13 protein-coding genes and 1 pseudogene are annotated in these 18,227 nt (G+C 70.2%); 6 read left to right on the top strand and 8 right to left on the bottom strand.

Annotated elements, in window-relative coordinates:
- Nucleotides 1-31 precede the first annotated feature (31 nt).
- Nucleotides 32-739 (top strand): MerR family transcriptional regulator, encoded by a 708-nt coding sequence (locus FHR82_RS07835; protein WP_184809620.1) that lies wholly within the window; start codon nt 32-34, stop codon nt 737-739.
- Here the strand turns inward: FHR82_RS07835 and FHR82_RS07830 are convergent.
- From FHR82_RS07830 to FHR82_RS07820, 3 genes are all read right to left on the bottom strand, one after another.
- On the bottom strand, nt 726-1,229 hold the full coding sequence (locus tag FHR82_RS07830) for a DinB family protein (RefSeq protein ID WP_184809619.1): 504 nt from the start codon (nt 1,227-1,229) through the stop codon (nt 726-728). The two genes, FHR82_RS07835 and FHR82_RS07830, sit on opposite strands and share 14 nt — an antisense overlap.
- A 116-nt stretch (nt 1,230-1,345) precedes the next feature.
- The gene (locus FHR82_RS07825) at nt 1,346-4,669 is read right to left on the bottom strand and encodes a ThuA domain-containing protein (RefSeq protein ID WP_184809618.1); all 3,324 of its coding nucleotides are present in this window, start codon (nt 4,667-4,669) and stop codon (nt 1,346-1,348) included.
- Nucleotides 4,670-4,694: 25 nt separating this feature from the next.
- Nucleotides 4,695-5,813, bottom strand: coding sequence for a sugar phosphate isomerase/epimerase family protein (locus tag FHR82_RS07820; RefSeq protein WP_184809617.1), 1,119 nt, complete (start codon nt 5,811-5,813; stop codon nt 4,695-4,697).
- 256 nt (nt 5,814-6,069) lie between these two features.
- Between FHR82_RS07820 and FHR82_RS07815 the strand changes: the two genes are divergently transcribed.
- From FHR82_RS07815 to FHR82_RS07805, 3 genes and pseudogenes are all read left to right on the top strand, one after another.
- On the top strand, nt 6,070-6,564 hold the full coding sequence (locus tag FHR82_RS07815; RefSeq protein WP_184809616.1) for a nuclear transport factor 2 family protein: 495 nt from the start codon (nt 6,070-6,072) through the stop codon (nt 6,562-6,564).
- A 105-nt stretch (nt 6,565-6,669) separates the two neighbouring features.
- Entirely contained in the window at nt 6,670-6,822 is a 153-nt protein-coding gene (locus FHR82_RS07810) for a hypothetical protein (protein WP_184809615.1), read from the top strand.
- Between the two features lie 150 nt (nt 6,823-6,972).
- Nucleotides 6,973-9,929 (top strand): annotated as a pseudogene (locus FHR82_RS07805) (3-keto-alpha-glucoside-1,2-lyase-like domain-containing protein).
- 194 nt (nt 9,930-10,123) lie between these two features.
- On the opposite strand, the gene FHR82_RS07800 reads toward FHR82_RS07805, so the two are convergent.
- The 5 genes from FHR82_RS07800 to FHR82_RS07780 all read right to left on the bottom strand — a co-directional run bounded on the left by FHR82_RS07800 (nt 10,124) and on the right by FHR82_RS07780 (nt 16,497).
- The gene (locus FHR82_RS07800) at nt 10,124-11,359 is read right to left on the bottom strand and encodes a GNAT family N-acetyltransferase (protein ID WP_184809614.1); all 1,236 of its coding nucleotides are present in this window, start codon (nt 11,357-11,359) and stop codon (nt 10,124-10,126) included.
- Nucleotides 11,360-11,410: 51 nt separating this feature from the next.
- The gene (locus FHR82_RS07795; RefSeq protein WP_225944278.1) at nt 11,411-12,625 is read right to left on the bottom strand and encodes an FAD-binding oxidoreductase; all 1,215 of its coding nucleotides are present in this window, start codon (nt 12,623-12,625) and stop codon (nt 11,411-11,413) included.
- A gap of 153 nt (nt 12,626-12,778) precedes the next feature.
- The gene (mqo, locus tag FHR82_RS07790; protein WP_184809613.1) at nt 12,779-14,161 is read right to left on the bottom strand and encodes a malate dehydrogenase (quinone); all 1,383 of its coding nucleotides are present in this window, start codon (nt 14,159-14,161) and stop codon (nt 12,779-12,781) included.
- Entirely contained in the window at nt 14,158-15,084 is a 927-nt protein-coding gene (locus FHR82_RS07785) for an AEC family transporter (protein WP_184809612.1), read from the bottom strand. Before FHR82_RS07785 ends, mqo begins: the two co-directional genes overlap by 4 nt.
- 270 nt (nt 15,085-15,354) lie before the next feature.
- Nucleotides 15,355-16,497: an L-talarate/galactarate dehydratase gene (locus FHR82_RS07780; protein WP_221463557.1), complete on the bottom strand. Its 1,143-nt coding sequence runs from the start codon at nt 16,495-16,497 to the stop codon at nt 15,355-15,357.
- Nucleotides 16,498-16,684: 187 nt separating this feature from the next.
- On the opposite strand from FHR82_RS07780, the gene FHR82_RS07775 reads away from it, so the two are divergent.
- Together FHR82_RS07775 and FHR82_RS07770 are read left to right on the top strand one after the other, a co-directional pair.
- Nucleotides 16,685-17,683 carry a tripartite tricarboxylate transporter substrate binding protein gene (locus tag FHR82_RS07775; RefSeq protein WP_184809610.1) on the top strand — a complete coding sequence of 333 codons (999 nt, stop codon included), beginning with the start codon at nt 16,685-16,687 and terminating at the stop codon, nt 17,681-17,683.
- On the top strand, nt 17,680-18,222 hold the full coding sequence (locus tag FHR82_RS07770) for a tripartite tricarboxylate transporter TctB family protein (protein WP_221463556.1): 543 nt from the start codon (nt 17,680-17,682) through the stop codon (nt 18,220-18,222). The genes FHR82_RS07775 and FHR82_RS07770 overlap by 4 nt, the downstream gene beginning before the upstream one ends.
- Nucleotides 18,223-18,227: the final 5 nt, after the last annotated feature.

The following is an 18,227-nucleotide window of genomic DNA, read 5'->3' as shown; positions in this document are numbered from 1 at the left end:
GGAACCTGACGCAGGGAGAGGGTCAACCACGATGTGGCGCATCGGTCAGCTGGCCGGGATGGCCGGGGTTTCCGACCGCACCCTGCGCCACTACGACAAGATCGGGTTGCTCAGGCCTGCCGCTGTCGACCCGGCCACCGGTTACCGGTGGTACGGCGTGGCGGAGCTGACCAGGCTGGCACGCATCCGCGGACTCCAGCGCCTCGGCCTGCCGCTGCGCCGGATCGCCGACCTCGTGGACGCGCCCGATACGCAGGTGCGGCAGGCCCTCGCCGACACGGTGGTCCACCTCCGCCAGGACATCGCGGCCATGACCGCGGCCGTGGCCGCCGCCGAGGACCACCTCGCGACCGCGACCTCGATCCTGCCCCAGCAGACCAGGGCGGGTGCCCGCCGCCTGCGCGTCGACTACCTGCGGGTCGCCGACCCCGCGGAACTCGGCGCCCGGTGCTCGGCGGGGGCGACCCTGTTGACGTGGCTGGACGCGCCGCCCTCGGGTGACTTCGTCGCCGCACTGGCGACCGGGTACGGGGCCGAGAGCCTCACGTTGCCCGCACGCGACGTGGTGCGTGCGGTCGTCCCGCCCGCTGGCGACGTGGTCCGCGCGGGCCACGACCTGTTCGACTGGCTGCGGCGCCACGAACTCGCCATCACGGGACCGACCCTGGAGGAACGCCTCACCGACGGCGACGGCGTCAGCGCCACCGTGCTGGAGATCCCGGTGGCTAGGCGCCGGTGACGCCGTCGATGCCCTCGCGGAGGAAGTCGGCGTGGCCGTTGTGGCGGGCGTACTCGTGGATGAGGTGCAGCATCACCAGCCGGAGCGAGACGTCCGCCTCCCAGCGCGGGTTGTACGCGATGACGTCGAGCGACGCGGCCTCCCGCTCGATGCGGCGCGAATGCGCGACCTCCGTCTCCCACACGGCGAACGCCTCCGCCCGCGTGGAGTCCGACGCGGCGTACGCGACCTGGTAGTCACCCTCGGCCGACCACACCAGCGGCAGGTCCTCGCCGTTGATCACCCTGCGGAACCAGGTGCGCTCGACCTCGGCCATGTGCCGCACCAGCCCCAGCAGGGTCAAAGTGGACGGTGGCATGGACCGCTTCCGCAGGTCCTCATCGGACAGACCGTCGCACTTCATCGCCAGGGTGGCGCGGTGGAAGTCGAGGAACACGCGCAGGGTCTCGCGTTCGTCGCCGGTCAGCGGTGGTTCAGGACGTTCGATCACGTGTGGACATGGTAGTGCCCCGTCCACGCGGGGTGGGCACGGTTTTCGTACCCACCCCACGCGGACGGGGCACTGCGGGGGCCGGTGCGCGCACCGGCCCCCGCATCAACCCCTGGTCAGCCCGCCGGGGTGAACTCCACCCAGTTCAGGTTGACCAACCCTGTGGCGGGTCCGTTGGGGACGGAGCGGAACACGAGGTAGAGCGCGTGCCCACCCGCCGGTTGCGACACCGGCACGGTCTGGCTCGCCCACGCGTTGTTCCCGCTCGTCGCGGTCAGCGTCGCCGTCGTGACCAGCGGTCCGGTCGGCGAGTCGAGCCGCAGCTCCACCGCCGCCCTCGGCTGGCCTGCCGTCGCGGCCGAACCACCCGAGTACCGGAACGTCACCGCTGTCGCGTCGCCCAGGTTGATCGGGTCGAACGCGATCAGGTCACCGTTGTCGACGGAGCCGAGCTGCTGCCCACCACCGGTGTCGGAGGTGTTCGCGATCTCGACGCCCTGCCGCACCTGGGCGAACTCCGCCTGCTGGCGCGGTGTCTGGATGACCACCTGGCCGATCGTGGTCAGCGGTGGCTGGCCACCGCCGCCGAGGTCGGCGTACTCGGCGCTGATCCCGCCGTACAGGTAGCCACCGGCGTGGTCGGCACCGTCCGCGGGGGACGGCAGCACACCGGTGCAGCCGGTGGTCGAGCCCGCACCGTGGCCGTGGCTGTCGTGCCCGAGCACGAACGTCACGGTCACCCGCGAGCAGTCGATCGTGCCGTCCTCCGGGTCGGTGACCGTCACCTCGAACGGGACGTCGTCGCCCCAGTCGAAGAACGATCCCGCCACCGGCGACGTCACCGTGACCGTCGGTGCGGTATTGCCGACCGTGATGACGCGGGTCAGCACCGCGGTCTTGCCGCTCGAGTCCGTCACCGTCAGCTTCGCGGTGTAGGTCCCGTTGGCCGTGTACGTGTGGGACGTGACCGGGTCCGCGGAGTCCACGGTCCCATCGCCTGTGAAGTCCCACGCGTACGAGATGGACTCACCCGGGTCCGGGTCGTGGCTGCCCGTGCTGTCGAACGACACGGTCAGCGGTGCCTGGCCCGAGGTCGGCGTGGCGTTCAGGACCGCGACCGGCGACCGCGTGCCCTTCACGTACCGGATCACCGACAGCTGCGCGTCCGGGTTGGGGCGGAAGAACCCGTCGCCGTACTCCAGCACGTACAGGCTGCCGTCCGGTCCGAACTCCATCTCCATCGGGTTGTCGAACACGAACCCGGGCAGGAACTGCTCCACCCCGGTCAGGTTGCCCTTGCCGTCGGTCCGCATCATGAACAGCTTGTCCCGCGTGAACTCCCCGAACACCACCGAGTTCTGGTAGTACTCCGGGAACTTCGTCTCCGAAGTGGACGCACTGTCGTAGGAGTAGATCGGGCCGCCGTGCGGGCCGACACCACCGGTGCCGATGACCGGCCACTTGAAGTCGCACGCCGTCGGCGGGTTGTCCAGATAGGACCCGGCACACGGCGTCCGCGCCTCGTAGGTGTACCAGAACTGCGCCTGCTGCACCGCGGGCAGCACGCGCTTGCCCGTGTTGTGCCGCGAGTCGTTCACCGGTGCGCCGCAGTTGAACGCCGACCCCGGCGTACGGGTGTCGAAGTCGTAGTCGAAGTACGGCAGGCTCGGCGAGACGCACAGGGGCCAGCCCCAGTTGCCCGCCTTGTTCGTGCTGAACCAGCGGCCCGTGCCCTCCGGTCCCCGCGCGGGGTTGGAGGTGCGCGAGTCGGGGGAGTAGTCCGCGACGTACACCCGGCCGGACGGGTCGACGTCGAACCGGAACGGGTTGCGCAGGCCCATCAGGAAGATCTCCGGACGGGTCTTGTCGTCGTAGTCCTCCGCCTCGGGGAACAGGTTGCCCTTCGGGTTCGTGTACGTCCCGTTGGCCTTCACCTTGATCCGCAGCAGCTTGCCGCGCAGGTCGTTGGTGTTGGCCGACGAACGACGCGCGTCCAGCCCCGGTGCCGCGTTCGGACCGTCGTGGATCGGCGTGTAGCCGTCCGACCCGCCCGCGTTGGTGTCGTCACCGGTGATCAGGTACAGGTTGCCCTTGCCGTCGAACTTGACCTTGCCCGCGACGTGGCAGCAGATGCCGCGGTCGGCGGGCACGCGCAGGATCTGCTGCTCGGTGGCCAGGTCGAGGTGCGGTGTCGGCGACTCGACGAACTTGACGCGCGACAGCTGGTTGTAGCCCTTGAACTTGTCCCACACGGTCGGGTCCGTGCTCGACAGCGGCGCGTCACCCTCGTTGACACCTGGCGTCGACGGGTCGTCGACCGGCGTGTTCAGCTTGGGTGAGTAGTAGATGTAGACCCACTTGTTGGTCGCGAAGTCCGGGTCGATCGACAGGGTCTGCAGACCGTCCTCGTCGTGGCTGTAGACCGGGACGGTCGTGATGACCGGGCTGGCGCCGCTTTCCGGGTCGTAGAGCCGGATCTCGCCGCCGCGGGTGTTGTGCAGCACCCGCCCGTCCGGCAGGACGGCCAGCGACATCGGCTCGCCTGGCTCGTCGTTGAGCGTGACCTTCTCGTAGTTGCCGAGCACGGTCGCGCCACAGTCGCCCTCGACGACGCCCGCCGCCCACTCGATGCCGCCCAGCAGGTGCTTGCGCACGTTGTTGTCGCGGTAGGACTCGATCGAGTGGCCGAGGCCGGTGTACCAGCTCCGCCCGCCGACGTGGTCCTGGCACCAGGCGACCGGGTGGTCGAAGCCCATGGCACCGCCGGTGAACGACTTCTCGTCGGCCGTGGCGAGCACGTGCTGCTTGCCACGCACGTTGGCCGCGAAGTTGTACCACTCCTCGGTCAGCGTCAGCGTCCTGCTCACCGTCTCGGTCGACGGGTGCGCCCGGTCGGCAACGGCCACGTTGCCGCGGCCGGTGCTCGCCACGCCGGCCACCTTGGTGCCGACGAGGTTCTGGTAGAACGCCCAGTCCGGCTCGGTCTCGGCGGCCGCGTGCACGCCGACGTAACCGCCGCCTGCCCGGATGTAGCCCTCGAACGCGCTCTCCTGCGCGGAGTTCAGCACGTTGCCGGTGGTGTTGAGGAAGACGACCGCCCGGAACTTCGCCAGGTTCGCCGCGGTGAACGCCCCCGCGTCCTGCGTCGAGGTGACCTGGAAACCGTTGGCCTTGGCCAGCTGCTTGATGGTCGCGACGCCGTCCCTGATCGAGGGGCGGCGCTCGCCGTCGGTCTTCGTGAACACCAGGACCTTGTAGTTCTCCGGTGCCCTGGCTTCGGATCGGAGCGCGGCCGGGCCGTTCTCCGCGCCGGTCGAGGTGGGGACGTCCCCGGTCGCGGGCTCCGCCGCGACCGGGGTGGTGCCGGGCACGCTCAGTGCCGCGGCGGAGATGAAGCCGATCGCACCGGCGAGCCACCGGCGTCTTCGGGAAGCTGCCATGATTCCCTCCACGCGTTACTCGGGGTCAGCGCTTGTAGATCGTCAGCTCGGACATGTTGGTGTAGCTCACCGAGGCGAAGTCGATGGACTGTCCTGGGTTCGCGGCACCGCCCGGCGCGGAGTCCTGCTCCCAGTTGGCGTGGTGGAAGTCCTGCTCGCCGATGGTCTGGAAGAACTGCTGGAAGTTGATGTCGCCGGTGCCGAGCGGGACCATGTCGTACCCGTTGCCGACGGCCGGGTTCTTGTTGCCGTCCTTGGCGTGGAACAGCGGGAACCGGGTGGTGCGCGGCGCGACGGTCAGGATCGGGTCGAACAGGTCGGTCTGCTGGTTGCCACGGCGGTCGGTGTAGGTGTGGTGCTTGAACCGGGCGACGTAGGCCCAGAACACGTCCATCTCGAAGAACACGTAGCGCGGGTCGGTCTTCTCGAAGAAGTACTCGAGGCGGCGCGTGCCAGAGGAACGGGTCGGCTTGCCGTTCGCGTCGAGCGGGCCCGCGTCCAGCAGGAAGCCGTACGCGGCGTCGTGGTTGTGGGTGTACAGGCGCAGGCCCCGCTTGCGGGCCGCGCGGCCCAGGTCGTTCCAGGTGTCAGCGGCCGCGTCCCAGTCGGCCGTGTACACGCTGTTCGTCGGGTCGCTGCCGGTGCCGATGTTCTTCATGCCCAGCTCTTCGGCGATGTCCATCTGCTGCTCGAAGGTGGCCGGGTTGATCGACGTGTGCGTGCCGTTCGCGACGAGCCCGTTGTCGTCGAGGATCTTGCGGATCTCACGCGGCGTGATCTGGCGGCCGAGGATCGAGGTGTGCTGGTTGTAGCCGGCGAACTCGATCTCCTTGTAGCCGATCTCGGCGAGGCGGGCGAGGACGCGCTCGAAGCCGTACGGGATCCCGCTGTCGTCGGGGGCAGCGGAGATCCGGTCGCGGACGCTGTAGAGGATGATGCCCCGGTTGCGGCTGGGGATCAGCGGCTCGACGCGTAACCCTTTGCCGTGTCTGTTCTTGCGGCCGTTGTCGTCGGCGAGGGCGGGGGTGCCGGTCGCGAGGACCGGGAGTCCGGCCGCGCCCAGTACCGCGGCGGCGCCTGCCGACGCCTTGAACACGTCACGGCGGGTGAACCGGGACGTACGTCTGCCGTGCTGGTCGTTCATGGAGAGATGACCTTTCTGCGGACAGGGCTCAGCCATGGCGGAGGAGGGGAAGGGGCGCTGAGCCCGTGCGAAACTGACGTCCTGTGGAGGCCGGCCGTGAGCTGCTTGTGACAGCTGTGTGAAGACTTCGGCGTGAAGTATCGCACGCTTTCTGCGAATACGTGCATACTTTCGTTGATCAACAACAAAAGTGGCTGTCATGATCAAATGAGAACACGTTCTTGTGTTGCCCAGCGGTCCGGCGGAAGCTTGAGGCATGGACCTAGTCGCGCTCGAAGAGATCAAACGTCTCAAGCACCGCTACCTCCGCTGCGTGGACACCAAGGACTGGGACGGCCTCGCGGACACTCTGGCCGTCGACGCCACGGCGGACTACGGCACGCCCGTCTACGGCAGCCCGCTCCACTTCGACGGGCGGGACGCGCTGGTCGCGTTCCTCCGCGACAAGCTGGGCGAGGGCATGACCACCACGCATTTCGCCACGCAGCCGGAGATCGACATCGACGGCGCCGAGGCGGTCGGCAGGTGGGCGTTCCAGGACACGGTCATCGTCGAGGCCCACCGCCTGGTGATCACCGGCGCCGCGTACTACGAGGACCGCTACCGCCGTGCCGACGGCGGCCGCTGGCGCATCACCCACACCGGCTACGAGCGCATCTACGAGGCCATGTCGTCACTCGACGACCTGCCGAGCTTCCGCCTGACGGCGAACCGCTGGGCGGTGGAACAGGTTGCAAGCCGAGAAGGTTGACGGTTGAACATCTGTGGCGGCGGGTAGTCGATCAGCCACGTCCTGTGCCAGTTTCGCGGCTGTCCGGCGTGGTAGCCCGAGTTGGCGACCCACGAAGGAGCGACGATGCCGAACCCCGAGCTGGACGAGGTGGCCCGCAAGATCAAGGAAGCGAAGGAGCTGGCCCGCGAGGTGAAACAACCCGAGACGGAACGCGACGAGATGGTCCCGCCGGAGCCCGCGCACAAGGACAACGAGGGCGGCTTCACGCCGTCCTGAGCCCGGAGTTTGGCTACCCATCGGACTATTGCGTCCGTTTGACGTAACTTTGCATGTCTTCGACCGACTTTTGTTGACCGTCGACAAAAGTGGTCCTACGGTTCGTAACGCGGCTGTGACCCCCTGCATCCAGCCAACTCGGGAGAAGACATGCGCCGAATACTCGGTGGACTTTGTGCTGCCCTCACAAGTCTCGGAGTCCTGCCCGTCATAGCCGCCTCGGCGGCCGCCGTGCCGCCCCAGGAACCCGGTGTGACACTGCGGGTCTACGACCTGCAGACAGAGCTGACCAGGCTCTGCACGCTGAAAGCCGGGCAGACGCCCAACGTCGACAAGCTGATGCCCACGATCAACTGGAGTGGCAACGAGTTCGGGATCGGCGACTTCTTCCAGTCCGAGGTCACCGGCAACATCAACATCGCCACGGCGGGCACGCACGCCTTCCGGCTCACGAGCGACGACGGCTCCCGGCTGCGGATCGACGGCACGACCGTCGTCAACCACGACGGACTGCACTCGCCGACCCCCGCCGAGGGCTCGGTCAACCTCACCCCCGGCTACCACGCGCTGCGCATCGACCACTTCGACAACGCGGGCGGCCAGCAGGTCACCCTCGAATGGCGGCCGCCCGGCGCGTCGGCGTTCACGGTCGTGCCGAACAGCGTCCTGTCGACCGACGCCGGTGTCGTCCGGGTGACCGCGCCCGGCCGCAAGGAGTGCGAGGGCGGCGCCGACTCACCGGGCGACGGCATCCCGCTCACCGGCGTGCACCCCGGCTACACCCTGACCAACTTGCGCCCCAACGGCTTCGAGCCGCAGGTCAGCGCCATGGACTGGCTGCCGGACGGCCGGCTCGCCATCGCGACCTGGGGTGGCTCGGACAACGAGCTCGGCGAGGTCCACCTCCTGTCCGGCGTCACCGGCAACACCGACCCGTCACGCGTCACGACCCAACGCATCGCGTCCGGGCTCAAGGAGCCCATGGGCATCAAGTACGTCGACGGCAAGCTGTACGTGTCGGAGAAGGACGGCCTCACCGAGCTGAACGACACCAACGGTGACGGCGTCACCGACAACTACCGCACGGTCGCGACCTGGCCGTTCGGCGGGAACTTCCACGAGTTCGCGTTCGGCCTGCTGTACAAGGACGGCTTCTTCTACCTGAACCTGTCCGTCTCCATCAACTACGGCGGCGCCACCACCGACCCGCAGCCCGCACCCAACCGCGGCACGACCATCAAGGTGAACAAGGCGACCGGTGCGGTGTCCTATGTGGCCGGTGGGCTGCGCACCCCGCACGGCATCGGCTGGGGACCCGACGGCGACATCTTCGTCACCGACAACCAGGGTGGCTGGCTGCCGTCGTCGAAACTGCTGCACATCAAGCAGGACCGGTTCTTCAACCACTACATGAACCCGGACGGCCCCTTCGACTCGAGGCCCGTGACGCAGCCCGTGCTGTGGTTGCCGCAGAACGAGATCGCGAACTCCCCGGTCAACCCCGTCCAGCTCACCGCGGGCCCGTTCGCCGGGCAGATGGTGTTCGGGGACGTCACCTACGGCGGCCTGCAGCGCGCGTACCTCGAGAAGGTCAACGGTGAGTACCAGGGCGCCGTCTTCCGCATGACGCAAGGACTCGAGGCGGGCGTGAGCCGCATCAGCCTCGGACCCGACGGCGCCATCTACACCGGCGGCATCGGCGCGGGCGGCAACTGGGGCCAGCCGGGCAAGCTGTCCCACGGCCTGCAGAAGCTCACCCCGAACGGCACGAACGCCTTCGACATCCTCGCCATGCGCGCGATCGACGGCGGTTTCGAGCTGGAGTACACGCAACCGCTGTCCACCGCGACGGTGCAGGACCTGGCGGCGAAGTACCAGGTGCAGCAGTGGCGGTACGTGCCGACCGCGGACTACGGCGGCCCGAAGGTCGACCAGCAGACCCTGTCCGTCACCTCGGCGACCCCGTCCGCGGACCGCAGGAAGGTGACGCTGAAGCTCGCCGGCCTGCAGGCGGGTCGCGTCGTGCACGTCCGGTCGCCGCGGCCGTTCGCGCCGAGTCCGGTGCGACGCTGTGGAGCACCGAGGCCTGGTACACGCTCAACGCGCTCGTCGGCACGACCGGTCAGGCCAGGGACTACGAGGCCGAGACCGCGGGCCTGTCCGGCGGCGCGGGGGTCAACACCGACCACACCGGTTACTCGGGCACCGGGTTCGTCGACGGGTACTGGACCCAGGGCGCCACCACGTCGTTCACCGTGACCGCCGCGTCGGCGGGCACGCACAACCTCGGGCTGCGGTACTCCAACGGCCCGAACCCGTTCGCGGGCACCAAGACCGTGAGCCTGTACGTCAACGGCACCAAGGTGAAACAGGTGTCGCTGGCGAGCACGGGCAACTGGGACACGTGGGCGACGCACACCGAGGCGGTGCCGCTCAACGCGGGCAACAACACGGTGGTGTACAAGTACGACTCCGGTGACAGCGGCAACGTCAACCTCGACAAGCTGACGGTCACGTCGGGCAGCCGGGTCGTGCTGTTCGACGGCACGAACCTGAACGCGTGGGAGGCCCGCTCCGGCGGCGCGGCGACCTGGCCGGTGTCCGGCGGCTCGATGGAGTCGCTGGGTGGCGACATCCGCACCCGCCAGAAGTTCGGCGACTTCCGGCTGCACGTCGAGTGGTACGAGCCGGTGTACCCGCCCGAGGTGACCGGGCAGGCCCGCGGCAACAGCGGCGTGTTCCTGCAGGAACGGTACGAGGTGCAGGTGCTGGAGTCGTTCGGCAAGCCCGCGGCGATCAACGAGGCGGGCTCGGTCTACAACAAGCGCGCGCCGAGCACCAACGCCGCCACCGCGTCGGGCACGTGGCAGACCTACGACATCACGTTCCGCGCGGCCCGGTTCGACAGCGCGGGCAACAAGACCGCGAACGCGCGGGTCACGGTCGTGTGGAACGGCGTGACGGTCCACAACGACGTGGAGATCGACGGCGGCACCGGCGACAACCTCCCGGAGGACGCGTCACCGCAGTCGATCCGTCTGCAGGACCACGGCGACGCGGGTGCGAACCCACGCTTCCGCAACATCTGGATCGAGCCGCTGGCGTGAACCACCGGTGCGTGGAGTGATCAGGAATTCACACTTCGCATGACTGCCGGACCGGTGTAACGACACCGGGGGCCGGTGCGATGAGGTGAGTGACCCTGCGGTGCTGGCGGACCCCCGACCTGGCAGCACCGCAGGGTTTTCCTTTGCTCCGACCCGGGAGCCCGGAGCGGCCCGCGGTGGGCAGCACAAGGCCCTCACCGCGCGGGCAACGTCAGATGTGCGACGCCGGCCTCCACCCGGTCCAACTCCGCCCCAGCGCGCCGAAGCACCGCCGACATCGCCCCGTTCCCCTGCTCGGCCACGGCGACCACCGCCCGGCCACCAGGCACGGCCGCCAGCAACCGGCGCAACAGCATCGAGCCGATCCCGTGTCCTTGCCAAGCGTCCTCGACCAGCAACGCCATCTCCGAATCCGGCCCGTCGTGCATCAGGTTCCCCATCGCCACCACGTCTCCGCCCGGGTCGACGACCACCAGCGTCCGCCCGTGCCGCCGGTTCACCAACCGCGTGAGATCGGCGGCGGACGTGCGGGTGCCGCTGAGGTACCGCAGCCGCCGGGACCGCCGGGAACACCGGAAGTGCATCGCCAGCAAGGCGGGTACATCCGCCACCGACGCCTGCCGCACGGTCAGCTCCTCGCCCGACGCCAGCAACACCGCCGAATGCTGCGCCCGCAACCACCGCGCGAACTCGCCGTCCAGTTCGAGCAACGCACGCACCCGCGCGTACTCGGCCGGTGTGAACCCGGCGCCGGACCGCGACACCGTCAGCACCCCGCCCTCCGGATCAGCCAGCCGCATCGTCGTGCCCTCGGCACCGTCGGTCGGTGAGCCGGAAGGCTCCCACCGCAGCTCGCACTCACCGAGCAGCGTGCGGACAGATCGGGCGAGGTCGATCCCGTCGGTGACGTCCGTGGTGATCATCGAAAGGATGCGGGTCGGGATGTCGACCAGGTCGTGGGCGTCGGCCGCGGTGACAGTGACGTCCCGCCCGCCACCGTGCCGCACCGCCGCCGCGATCGCCTCCGCCGGTGCCCGGGACTCGACCAGGAACTCGTCGACCACGCCGTCCGTCACCGGGTGGACCTGCACGGACAGGATGTTCACCGCCCGGCTCGCGAGCCCCGCCGCGAGACCCGCGAGGCTGCCCGGGGTGTCCCGCACCGTCGCGCGCACTCGCCACATCGCCGCCGGTGGTATGTCCTCCTCCACGACCGAGGGGGGCGCCGGTGCCGGTGGCCGGGGGCGGTGCCGTATCCGGTGGTGCACCACAGCGCACACCATCAGCACCACCGCCAGCACGGCGAGGATGACCACACCGCTGGAGACGTGCGCGACCGAGTTGGCGAACAGGTCCGCCGCCGCGACCGCGAGGAAGAGGGCGGCGAGTTCGACGAGCTCACGGGTCCACGAGCTGGATCTGGCACTCATGCCTCCAGGCTCGCCGTGCCTCTTTGCCTCGGCGGGGCGTGGCCGTGACGGTTACGTGACGACCTTGCCGGGATTCATCAGCCCCGCCGGGTCGAGCAGCCGCTTGACCTGCCCCATCAGGTCCAGCTCGACAGTCGGCTTGTAGTCGCGGATCGTCTCGGTTTTGGACTGACCGAGGCCGTGCTCCGCGCTGATGCTGCCGCCGAAGCTCGCCGTCGCGTCGTACACGATCCGCGCCAGCTCGTCGGCTCGTGCGGCGAACGCGGCGTCGCCGGAGCCGGGCGGTTTGCTGAGGTTGTAGTGCAGGTTGCCGTCGCCGACGTGCCCGTAGGTGACGAGCCGGATGCCGGGCACGGCCTTCCTGAGTGCCGCGCCGGTGTGCTCGACGAACGCCGGGAGGTCGCTGATCGGCACGGTCACGTCGTGCTTGAGGCTCGGCCCCTCGTGGTTCTGCGCCTCGGAGATCCCTTCCCGCAACCCCCGCAGCGCGGCGGCCTGCGCGGGCCCGGCGGCGAGCACGGCGTCGGTCACGCCGGTCATCGCGGCGGCGAGGACGCTGTCGAGATCGGAGTCCGGGAGCGTGTCGGTGAGCTCGACGAGCGCGTACCACGGGTGTGGCTCGCGGAAGGGGTCGCGGTTCCCGTTGCGCAGCACGAACTCGACGGCCTGGCGCGACATCAGCTCGAACGTGGTGAGGCGGTCCCCGGCGAGGGCGCGGACCTGACCGATGAGGTCGACCGCCGCCCGCGGCGAGGGCAGCGCGACCCACGCGGTGGCGCGGGCGCGGATGCCGGGGAAGAGCGTGAGCACGGCGGCGGTGATCACGCCGAGCGTGCCTTCCGCGCCGATGAACAGGTGTTTCAGGTCGTAGCCGGTGTTGTCCTTGCGGAGTGCGCGGAGCCCGTCCCAGACGCGGCCGTCCGGCAGCACGATCTCGAGGCCGAGCGTGAGGTCGCGCATGGTGCCGTAACGCAGGACGGCCGTGCCACCGGCGTTGGTGGCGAGGTTGCCACCGATGGTGCAGCTGCCTTCCGCACCGAGGGACAGCGGGAACAGCAGGCCCGCGCCGCGCGCCGCGGCCTGGACGTCCGCGAGGACCACCCCGGCCTCGACGGTGATCGTGTGGTTGGCGGGGTCGAGGGCGCGGATGCGCCGCAGGCGGGTGAGCGACAGGACCACCTGCGTGCCGGAGTCGTCGGGCACGGCGCCGCCGCACAGGCCGGTGTTGCCACCCTGGGGACCACGGCGACACCGTCGTCGTGGCAGAGCTTGACGACCGCCGCGACCTCGTCCGTGGACGCGGGCCGGACGACCGCGGCGGCCCGGCCCCGGTAGGCGCCACGCCAGTCCGTGAGGTACCCGGCCATGAGGCCGGGCTCGGTGAGCAGGCCGGACTCGCCCACAACGGCTCGAAGCCGCTCAAGGAAGGTCATCGGATTTTCCTGTCAGCCCCAGGGTTTTCCTGGCTTCGGTCAGGTCGTCGTCGGCCAGGTCTCGCAGCCTCGGCCGCCATGCCGGGAAGCACCTCGCCAGGATGTCGATCATCGTCGCGGGGGCCGACGACGCGCCCGGCGACGAGCCGAGCAGGCCCGCCAGTGTGCCGTCCGCCGACACGACCGGTTCCGTGCCGAAGCCCGCGATCGTGCCCCGGCCGTTCGTCCTGCGCAGCACCTGCACCCGCTGGCCCGCCGTGATCAGCTCCCAGTCCTCGTCGCGGGCGGCCGGGACGAACGTGCGCAGTACGGCGAGCCTGCCCGGCATCGTCTGGGTCAGCTGCCGCACCAGGTACGCGACCAGTCCCCGGTTGTCCCGCGCCGCCGCCAGCAGTGCCGGGACGTTGTCGCGGTGCACAGAACGCAACAGGTCCGTTCGCCTGCCGTGGGCCAGGAACCTCGGTGAGAACGCGGCGAACGGGCCGAACAGCAGGTGCCCGGTCCCGTCGACGACCCGCGAGTCCAGGTGTGGCACCGAGATCGACGGCGCACCCGGCTCCGCGTGCCCGTACAGCTTCGCGTGGTGTGCCGCCACGAGGTCCGGCCGTGACGTGCGGAGGAACTGCCCGCTGATGGGGAACGCACCCAGCCCCCGCACCTCCGGCACACCCGCCGACCGCAGCAGCGGCAGCGTCGCCCCGCCCGCGCCGACGAACACGAACCGCGCCCGCGAAGCCGTGCCATCGGACAGGTGCACCTGCCAGTGGTCACCGGCCCGTCGCAGCGCCACCACCTCGGTTCCGTACCGCACATCCGCGTCCGCCAGCAGACCTCGGGTCAGGCGGCCGAAGTCGACGTCCGTGCCCTGCGGGGACCTCGTCACCGCGACCGTGTCCGTGCGGCCCGCCGACACCAGCGGCAACCACTCCGCGAGGCGCGCACGGTCCGCCGTGTACTCCAGGTCCGCGAACAACGGGTGGTCCCGCAGCGCCGCGTACCTCGCCCGCAGGTACGCGACCCCGTCGACGCCGCGGCCGAAACCCATGTGTGGCACCGGCCGGATGAAGTCCGGGGCCAGCCGCCCCTGGGACACCAGCCGCGCCCAGAACACCAGCGACGTCGCGAACTGCTCGCCGATCCGCACCGCGGCGGTCACGTCGATCGTGCCGTCCGCACGCCGCGGCGTGTAGTTGAACTCGCACAGCCCCGCGTGGCCGGTGCCCGCGTTGTGCCACGCGTGCGAGCTCTCCATACCCGCGCCCGGCAGGCGTTCCACCACCGTCACGTGCCATTCCGGCGCCAGCTCGCGGATGAGCGCGGCCAGCGTCGCGCTCATGATCCCGGCCCCGACCAGCACTACGTCCGTCATGACGCCCCCAGCAGCACGGCCACCCCGACCAGGACCGGCGCCGACAGCACGGTGGACAGCAGCACCACGTCCCGCGCCAGGCGGGTGCCCCGGTCGTAGGCGGTCGCGTACACGAACACGTTCTGCGCGGTGGGCAGTGCCGACGTGATCACCACCGCCAGCAGCGCCGTCCCCTCCACGCCCGCCACCCACCGCCCGAGGACGTACGCCAGCACGGGCTGCGCGACCGTCTTCAGCGCGACCGCGAGCCACACCCGGCTCGCGCCGTCGCCGGACGCGGGGCGGGGCGCGCCGTGCAGGCTCATGCCGTACGCCAGCAGCGCGGCGGGCACCGCGAGCGCGGCGAGCAGTTCGATCGGTTGCAGCACGAGGGAAGGCAGCCGCACACCCAGTGCCGCCACCAGCAGGCCCAGCGCGCAGCCGAGCACCACCGGCGTCCGCAGCGGCTGGGTCAGCAGCCGGACCCTGGACGGTGACTCCGCCCGCGAACCCGCCAGCACGGTCAGTCCGACGGGCGCCAGCACGAGCACCTGGAACAGCAGCACCGGCGCGACGTACGACGCGTCGCCGAGCACGTACACCGCGATGGGTACGCCCAGGTTGCCCGCGTTCACATATGAAGACGCGAGGCCGCCGGTGGCCAGCTCCGCGGGCCGTGCCCGCCACCGCCACCGCGCCACCACGGCGTACAGCAGCGCGCACAGCACGGCGCTGCCCGCGGTCGCCACGAGCGCGGGGGAGACCAGCACACCGGGGTCGGCACCGGCCAGCGTGAGCAGCAGCAAGGCGGGGGTGGCGACGAAGTACGAGAGGCGCGACAGCACCTCCGACGCGCCGTCACCGAGCACCCGCACCCGCCCGGCGACCCAGCCGACCGCGATGACGAGGACGAGCGCCCCGAAGCCGACGAGTACCGTGTTCACTGGGTCGCCGCACTCCTCCGCTGAGACACCATCTTCCCTCCTGCGCGCGGCGGCCCCTGGGCTCGTTCCTCGCGCAGGAACCGCCGTGCTCGTCAGTCCAGACGGCGCCCGCTCCGTCGTTCCGCTCCCGTGTTCAATGGGTCGCTGCACTCCTCCGCTGAGACACCGTCTTCCCTCCTGCGCGCGGCGGCCCCTGGGCTCGTTCCTCGCGCAGGAACCGCCGTGCTCGTCAGTCCAGACGGCGCCCGCTCCGTCGTTCCGCTCCCGCGTTCACGCCTTGACGGTCACCGAGTCGACCGTCCACTCGCGAGCCTGCGCGGACAGTGTGATGCCGAGCCCCGGCCTGCCGGACAGGTGCATCCGCCCGCCGCCGATCTCCAGGCGCTCGTTGAACAGCGGGTACAGCCAGTCGAAGTGCTCCACCCACGGCTCGGCCGGGTACGCGGCCGCCAGGTGGACGTGGATCTCCATCGCGAAGTGCGGCGCCAGGCCGACACCGGCGTGCTCGGCGAGCGTCGCGAGCTTCAGGAACTGGGTGATGCCACCGATGCGCGGCGCGTCCGGCTGCAGGATGTCGACCGCGCGGTGGCGGAGCAGCTCGTGGTGCTCGGCCACGCTGGTCAGCATCTCGCCGGTCGCGACCGCCGTCGTGAGCGAGCGGGCCAGTTCGGCGTGCCCTTCCGCGTCGTACGCGTCGAGCGGTTCCTCGATCCACACCAGGTCGAACTCCTCGAGGGCCTTGCTCACCCGCATGGCCGTCGGCCGGTCCCACTGCTGGTTCGCGTCCACCATCAGCGGCACGTCCGGGCCGATGTGCTCGCGGACCGCGGCGACGCGGCGCAGGTCCTCACGCCAGTCCGGCTGCCCGACCTTGATCTTGATGCCGCCGACGCCGGCCGCCAGCGTGCGCGTCGCGTTGTCCTTGACCTGCTCGATCGTCTCGTGCAGGAACCCGCCGGAGGTGTTGTAGCAGCGCACCGAGTCGCGGTGCGCGCCGAGCAGCTTCGCGAGCGGCAGGCCGGCGCGCCTGGCCTTGAGGTCCCACAGCGCCACGTCGATCGCCGCGATGGCCTGCGTGGCGGCACCGCTGCGACCCACCGACGCACCCGCCCACACGAGCTTGGTCCACAGCCTGCCGATGTCGCTCGGGTCCTCGCCGACCAGGTCCGGCGCGACCTCGCGAGCGTGGGCGAACTGGGCGGGGCCGCCGGCACGCTTCGAGTAGCTGAACCCGACGCCGTGGTGGCCCTCCTCCGTGGTGATCTCGGCGAACAGGAACGCGACCTCGGTCATCGGGCGCTGCCTGCCGGTCAGCACCTTCGCGTCGCTGATGCCGGTCGGCAGTGGCAGCGTCACCGACGAGAGCGTCACCGAGGAGATCCGGTCGAGAACGGCGGCAGGGACGGAGGTCATGAGAACCATGCAATAACGTCGCGCGATGCCTGTCCAAGGTTAGTTGCGCATTGCTCCATACCTGAACGGCATCGATGCGCGAAAGGTATCAAACCATGCTTCAAGGGTTTTGGACACGCATCGATACCGAAAATTACGCTCCCCGAATCCAAGGGCACGGCTGCCGGACTTCTCGAAGGAGAGAAACATGAAGACCAACGTCGCCAGGCTGGCGGTGGCAGGCGCCGGACTGGCCCTCGCGCTCACCGGCTGCGGCAGCAACCTCGGCGGCGGTTCGGGTGACGGGTCCGGCTTCCCGGGCGGCGACCCGGTGACCATCTACGTCGGCCAGGACCCGGGCGGCAGCACCGACCTCATCGCGCGTGCGCTCGCCGACACCGTGTCCGACGACCTCGGCGTCGCCGTCACCGTCGAGAACAAGCCAGGCGCGAACGGCGCGCTCGCCGCGAAGGAGCTGGCGGGCAAGGAGCCGAACGGCCACACGCTCATGGTCTACAACGGCAGCCTCGCGTACATCACGCCACTCGCCGTACCGGCGGACGAGGCGCTCGACATCGCCGACTACGAGATCGTCACCGGCATCTCCCAGGACGACTACGTGCTGGTCAGCGCTCCGTCGTCGGGCCTGAAGACGGTCGAGGACCTGAAGAAGGCCGGCAAGGCGATCAAGTACGGGACCACCGGGGTCGGCACCGGCAGCCAGCTGTCGCAGGCGCTGCTGTTCGCGCAGACCGGCATCGAGGCCACGGCGGTGCCGTTCGACGGCGGCTCCCCGACGCTGACCGCGGTGCTGGGCGGGCAGGTGGACGTGGGCGCGATCCAGCTCGGTGAGGCGGTCGAGCAGATCGAGGCCGGTGAGCTGACGCCGATCGTGACGTTCGCCGAGAAGCGCCCGTCGTACCTGCCCGACACCCCGACCGCGGTCGAGGAGGGCTACGACGTGCCGGTGCAGCAGTCCCGCGCCGTGTTCGCGCCGAAGGGCACCCCGAAGGAGGTCCTCGACACGCTGCGCGGCTCGTTCCAGAAGGCGTTCGGCACCGACGCGTACAAGAAGTTCAACGAGGACAACCAGTTGACGCCGAACGAGGTCGACGGCACCGAGCTGCGCGGCCAGTGGACCGACAGCCTCGACAACTACAAGTCGGTGGTGGAGGAGCACGGCATCGACCTGGGCGCCGGGCAGTGACCGACCGGGACACCCCGGAGGAGCGGGTGCCCGAGCACGGGCACCCGCTCGCCGACGCGGTCCACGACGTCGAGGCGCTCGAGCACGAGAACCGGCCGCCCGCGGCGGGCCCGCTCGGCAACGCCGTCACCGCGGTCGTCGTGATCGCCATCGGCGTCGCGGCCGTCCTCGGGTCGGTCGCGCTCGGGGCCGGGACCGCGCGGGAGCCGGGGCCGGGCACCTGGCCGCTGCTGGTGAGCGCGGTGCTCACCGTCCTCGGGGTGGTCCTGCTCGCTCTCGCACGCCAGGTGCACGACGCCGAGAAGTTCACCGGGACCACGTGGCTCGTGGTGGCGGCGCTCGCGTCGATGGTCGTGTTCGTCGCCGTCATCGAGGTCGCCGGGTTCGAGATCCCCGCCGCGCTGCTGTGCCTCGTGTGGCTGCGCTTCCTCGGCCGGGAGAGCTGGCGCACCTCGATCATCACCTCGCTCGGGGTGGTGGCCGGGTTCTACCTCGTCTTCGTGGCCGCGCTGGCCGTGCCGATCCCGCACCTGTTCTAGGAGCA

It is taken from the genome of Actinophytocola algeriensis, assembly GCF_014203735.1.
Taxonomy (GTDB): domain Bacteria; phylum Actinomycetota; class Actinomycetes; order Mycobacteriales; family Pseudonocardiaceae; genus Actinophytocola; species Actinophytocola algeriensis.
This window is presented reverse-complemented; position numbering and strand designations above follow the sequence as displayed.